The sequence below is a fragment of the Ornithinimicrobium sp. genome, from assembly GCF_051004135.1.
Classification (GTDB): domain Bacteria; phylum Actinomycetota; class Actinomycetes; order Actinomycetales; family Dermatophilaceae; genus Ornithinicoccus.
In genome coordinates, this window is sequence record NZ_JBPCKQ010000023.1 from 1 (window position 1) to 4,190 (window position 4,190).

The following is a 4,190-nucleotide window of genomic DNA, read 5'->3' on the forward strand; positions in this document are numbered from 1 at the left end:
GCCTTCTCCAGCAGGGGCTTGCGCTCGGCGAGCACCTGGTCGACCGACGCCGGGTCCTCACGGTTCGTCGCGATCATGTCGCGGCGTCGCTGACCGCCCCGCACGACAGTGAGGCTGCCGTCCAGGATGGCGTCGACGGTGGCGTCGGCAACCGCCTCGGGGGACTCGTACTCGAAGCCCTCCTCGGCGCCGGCCTTCGAGGACTCCATCATCGGGGTGCTGGTCGCACCGGGGTAGACGGTCAGCACGTGCACGCCCTCACCGTACAGTTCACGACGCAGCGCCTCCCCGAAGTGCGCGATACCGGCCTTGGCCGCCGCGTAGGTCGCGTAGAACGGCATCCCGATCAGCCCGATCCCCGAGGAGATGTTGATGACCAGTCCGCGCTCGGACTCCCGCAGGCTGGCAGCGCAGCGCGGGTGAGCAGGATCGGCGCCGTCAGGGTGAGCGCAATCTGGGCCACGACCTCGGACTCCTCGATGGCCTCGAGCCGGCCGGCGCGGACGTTGCCCCGCGTTGTTCATCAGTACGTCGACACCACCGAACTCGGCCCTCGCCGAGGCCACGACCCGCTCCGGCGCGCCTGGTTCGGTGAGGTCCGTGGTCACCACATGGGCCTGAGCGCCCTGTGCGCGGCCCGGTCCGCCAGCTCGTCGAGGGGCTGCAGACGGCGACCCACCAGCGTGAGCCGGGGCGCGTGCTCGGCGAGCCGCAGCGCGAGGGCCTGCCCGATGCCGCTCCCGGCGCCGGTGATCAGGATCGCGGCGTTTTTCAGGTCCATGAGGTGCTCTCCTTCGAGGAATGGGAGAACGGTGACAGCGGACTGTCCGGATCGTGTCTGACCACCTCAGCGAGGTGTCGGCCGCGCGCCACAGCGGCATCAAGCGCTGTGCAGCAACATTGGGCGCGCAGTGCTTGAGCTCACCGTTCCAACGTCAGGGTGCTGCGCATATTCCTCACCCCCACTCATCTCGGTCCTCGCCGCACGCGCCGTGTCGTCCAAATCAACGTCTGCGCACGCCAACGCGGGTGGGTGTCCCTTTTCGCGGCGAAGCCCAGTGGTCTGCGGGCGTTTGGCGTTGCAAGGCCCGGGTGGCGATCAAGATCTGCAGGATTGCGGCTGGGCGGATCCACCGGGGCTGCAGCGGCTCGATCATCTGCCCCCGGCTGAAGCTGCGCACGCTCACACTGAGGAGGGGGGAGTACTTCCGGGGAGTACTTCCGGGCCCGCCGCCTGCGCCGATCCATCCGCGAGACCGTGCCGCGCCGTTTCGCTGGCAGTTCTTCACTGAGGCACCAGACCCGCTTCGCGGGCACATTAGGTGCCTCGTCGAACCCTGGTACTCGGTAGGATCCTGTGCCACACTGACCGCGCACACACGACGCACATCCAACCGGGTTGGGAGCAGTTCATGATCAGCACCGGCCCGGCGATGGCCTTCTCAGACGCTTGTCGCGTGACCGTCCGCGGCCGTGGCGGCCACGGTTCCCGCCCAGAGGACACAATCGATCCGGTGCGGCTTGCCTGCCACATGGTCGTGCGACTGCAGAGTGTGGTATCCCGTGAGGTCCCCCCGCAAGAGTCCGTTGTGGTCACCGTCGCGACATTTCACGCCGGCCTCAAGGAGAACGTCATCCCGGCCACTGCGGAGTTCACTATCAACGTGCGCAACCTGAACGCCGACGCGCGCGAGGAGGTGCTAGCCGGCCTGCGACGGGTGATTCTCGCGGAGGCGCCAGCCTCCGGTGCACGGCAGCCGCAGATCGAGGAACGCCACCAATTTCCGCTGCTCATCAACGACCCCGAGACCACAGACCGCGGCAAAGCGGCGCTCGGGGCGGCGATCGGTCCGGACAACATTCTCGGCCACCCGGCGCAGATGAGCAGCGAGGACTTCGGCGCCCTCCCGGACCCCATCGGCGTTCCCGGGGTTTACTGGTTCTCCGGCGGTATGCCAGACGAAGTCATCGACGGCGACGAGCCGGTGCCCTCCAATCATTCCCCGCTCTTGGCGCCGATCATCGAGCCCACCCTCACCACAGGAGTCACGGCGGCCTACACCGCGATTATGTCGCGCGTCGGGTCGGGCAACGGCCGGGACACCGGCGGCGCGTGACCGTGGAACCGCAGCAGCTGTCGGCACGTGTCCTGGCCGCGGCCCTCCGATCCAAGGAAATCTCGGCCCGGGAGGTACTGGACGCGCACTTCGCACAGATCGACGCCTGGAACCCGTCGATCAATGCGGTCGTCACACAGGTGCGCGAGGAGGCGTGCGCCGCGGCGCTGCGCGCCGACGAGATGACCGCCTGCCATGCGCCTGAGAACCTTCCCCCGCTTCACGGGGTACCGATGACCCACAAGGACACCCACAACACCAAGGGCATCCGGACCACCTCGGGCTCACCGGTATTCAGCGACTTTCTACCCGACTTCGATGATCTCATCGTCGCGCGGTTCCGGGCCGCGGGGGTTATCAGCACCGGCAAGAACAACGTGCCGGAGTTCGCGGCCGGCTCCCACACTTTCAACGAGGTGTTCGGCACCACGAGCAACCCCTACGACCTCTCCCGCACGGTCGGGGGGTCCTCGGGCGGCGCAGCGGCCGCGCTCACGACCAGGATCCAGGCCCTGGCGGACGGCAGCGATATGGGCGGTTTGCTGCGCAACCCGGCGGCCTTCTGCAACGTGGTGGGGTTCCGGCCATCCCAAGGGCTGATCCCCGTGGCACCGAGCCGCAACGCATGGGCGTGGTTGGCTAGGACCGGACCCATGGGGCGCGCGGTCGACGACATCGCATTGGCGATGTCCGTGCTGACTGGCCCGGACCCGCGGGTGCCGTTCCACTGCCCGGTCGATCCGGCAGACTTCGTCGCACTGGACGGCGCCGCTGGGTCGGGATCGCGTCCGCTGAGCGGCGTAAAGATCGGCCTTACGGTCGACTTCGGTCTGGGTGTGCCGGTGGAGCAGGAGGTGGCCGACACCATCCTCGTTCAAGCGCAGGTCTTTGAGGAACTCGGGGCGGTTGTCGAGCTGGCCTGCCCAGACTTGACCGATGCCGACGAGGTCTTCGACACCACCAGGGCCTTCGACATGGCGACGAACCTGCGCGAGATCGTCGTCGCGCACCCCGAGCAGGTCAAGCCTGAAGTGGTCTGGAACGTGCGCAAGGGACTGGACCTGAGCGCGGACGAACTGATGAAGGCAGCCCTGGCACGTACCAGACTCCACCAAGCGGTGCACCGGTTCTTCACCGACTACGACGTGATGCTCGCCCCCACCACGCAAGTACTGCCCTTCCCTTCCACCGACCGGTGGCCCCGGGTCGTTGCCAGCGTGCCGATGGTCAGCTACGTGGAGTGGATGCGCTCGGTCTGCCTAATCTCGGCGATGGGCTGCCCTGCGGTCTCCGTTCCCGCCGGCTTCAGCCGAGGCGGACTGCCGGTGGGATTGCAAATGGTGGCCCAGCACGGCCGGGACGCTCACCTGCTCCGCGTGGCGATGGCCTACGAAGAGGCCACCGGTCACGCCAATCGGGCACCAGAGCTCCCTGGACCGGCGACTGGGCAGCGTCAACTCCTTGCCCCCGGCGGGTGACGCGGAGACCGCGGCCCAGCTCACCCGGGATGACTGGCAGACCCTTCTCTCTCACCTTGGCCTCACCACCGTGAACGACTATCAAGACGAAGATATGAGCAATGATCAGCACATGCGCGGCGCCAGAGAACGTGACCCAGGCCGGAGTTCCGCAGTTGATGGGCACACGGGAAACTGAATCTGCGGGTTGACCCGCGGGTTTGCCGTGGCAGGCGTGGTGGGGTCGTGTTACTACACGATCGGGGATCCCGGGAGGGGCGCCGCGGATGGTCAGGCGCTGGTGGTGAAGTCGAAGTACTTGGGCGGGTCGGGCAGGCTCAGGGCGGTGAGGATGGTCTTCTGCCCTGGGGTGGTGGCCGAGCGTTGCGCGACGTGGCCGTCGGTGGTGGCCAGGGTGACCAGGTGCATCCGGTCCATCTCGTGGCGAGATGTTGCGCCAGGTGTGGCGGTGGTGTTCTCGGCGACTCGGATCAGCAGCAGCGCGAGCCAGCACAGTTGCACGTGGCCGCGGATCCGATCCTCGCGGTGGTGGAACACCGGGCACCACCCAACCCGAGGTGGCCTTTCATGTCCCGCCCGCCGCGTTCGACAGCGA

The 4,190-nt window shown here is 67.6% G+C and carries 4 protein-coding genes and 1 pseudogene; 2 read left to right on the plus strand and 3 right to left on the minus strand.

Going from position 1 to position 4,190, the window contains the following annotated elements; translation table 11 throughout:
- Nucleotides 1-608 (minus strand): SDR family NAD(P)-dependent oxidoreductase (locus tag ACR2FV_RS01275; RefSeq protein WP_434013918.1); only part of this gene is annotated, 608 nt, incomplete at its 3' end.
- Entirely contained in the window at nt 605-781 is a 177-nt protein-coding gene (locus ACR2FV_RS01280; RefSeq protein WP_434013919.1) for an SDR family NAD(P)-dependent oxidoreductase, read from the minus strand. The genes ACR2FV_RS01280 and ACR2FV_RS01275, both read right to left, overlap by 4 nt.
- 631 nt (nt 782-1,412) lie before the next feature.
- On the opposite strand from ACR2FV_RS01280, the gene ACR2FV_RS01285 reads away from it, so the two are divergent.
- Nucleotides 1,413-2,117 carry a peptidase dimerization domain-containing protein gene (locus ACR2FV_RS01285; RefSeq protein WP_434013920.1) on the plus strand — a complete coding sequence of 235 codons (705 nt, stop codon included), beginning with the start codon at nt 1,413-1,415 and terminating at the stop codon, nt 2,115-2,117.
- A complete protein-coding gene (locus ACR2FV_RS01290) occupies nt 2,114-3,595 on the plus strand; it encodes an amidase (RefSeq protein WP_434013921.1) in 1,482 nt (493 codons plus the stop codon). Before ACR2FV_RS01285 ends, ACR2FV_RS01290 begins: the two co-directional genes overlap by 4 nt.
- A 270-nt stretch (nt 3,596-3,865) precedes the next feature.
- Here the strand turns inward: ACR2FV_RS01290 and ACR2FV_RS01295 are convergent.
- Nucleotides 3,866-4,190 (minus strand): annotated as a pseudogene (locus ACR2FV_RS01295) (hypothetical protein); the annotation flags it as partial.